We start from the raw sequence: 1,090 nt of genomic DNA, 5'->3' as shown, positions 1-1,090 counted from the left end.
GTATGCTGTACCGCTGGGTGGAGCGCCCCTGCGAGCGGCTGCTGCGCGGCGCCGACCGGGGCCGGGACGCGGCGGCGCCGCTGCCGACCCGCGCGGTGCGGGTGGGGCGGCAGCGGCGCCGTGGTGCGACGGGGGATCAGCCCTCGGTGGAGCCGTCCAGGTTGACGTAGGCGTAGAAGACGCCGAGGTCGTAGCCGTCCTTGTCGGTGTCGAACAGCACCTTGATGTCGGTGTCCCCGTTGCGCAGGAACGGCGAGATGTCCCAGCGGTTGGAGTCGTAGCCGAAGTTGTTGCGGTTGTACGGGGTGCGGACGAACTGGTCGGCCGGGGTGAGCTCCTCGATGGTGGAGTTGAACGCGTCGTTGGAGGCGTGGTTGAGGTCCGAGAAGAGTGCCAGGGGGCCGTTGGTGGACTTGATGGCGAGGGTGTCGCCGGTCCACTTGAGGTCGCCGTCGTAGACCACGAAGCCGAGCTTGCCCGCCACCGGGCCGGCGGCCGGGGTCTGCAGCCCGGTGAGGTCGAACTCGCGCGGCGGGCTGTCGGGCAGCTCGACCCGGAAGCCGTCCCACAGGTGGACGTGCCGGAAAGGCTTGCACTCGTTCTCGTAGGCGACCACGATCGTCCAGCCGCCCCAGCTGTGCGGCTTCACCACCGAGTCCATGTTGGCGACGGTGTAGGTGCCGTTGCCGGCCTGCCTGACCAGGTCGGTGATGTCGGCGGAGGCCTGGTAGCTGCTCTCCACGTCGGTGGTGATGTAGCCGATGGAGGGCTGGTCGTTGGCGATGTTGCGGTACTCGGGCTCGCCCGGGACCTTCAGGTACACCTCGTCGATCTGGTTCTCCGGCAGCACGACGTCGTCGATGCCGCGGGTGCCGCCCCAGTACAGCCGGGCGTACTTGACCTGGGAGCCGTCGATCAGGCCGAGGTCGGCGGAGCTGGCGGAGTAGATCGCGTCACCGAGCGGGCCGACCGAGCCCGGGTCGATGTTGATGTACTTCATCTCGTACTTGTTGTTGATCGGCCTGGGGCCGAGGCCCTTGCGGGCGTCCAGGCAGGGCGGCTGCTCCGGGTCGAGCGGCGCCTTGGTCTC

Annotated in this window: 1 protein-coding gene; it reads right to left on the bottom strand. The window is 68.9% G+C overall.

The annotated features are described in order from the left end of the window. Nucleotides 1-136 precede the first annotated feature (136 nt). On the bottom strand, nt 137-1,090 hold a 954-nt coding region (locus ACFVGO_RS39395; RefSeq protein WP_380636967.1), incomplete at its 5' end, for a hypothetical protein.

Source organism: Kitasatospora sp. NPDC057738 (assembly GCF_042798815.1).
GTDB lineage: Bacteria > Actinomycetota > Actinomycetes > Streptomycetales > Streptomycetaceae > Kitasatospora > Kitasatospora lactacystinica.
The sequence above is the reverse complement of the archived record's forward strand: the minus strand, read 5'-3'. Positions and strand labels throughout refer to the sequence as shown.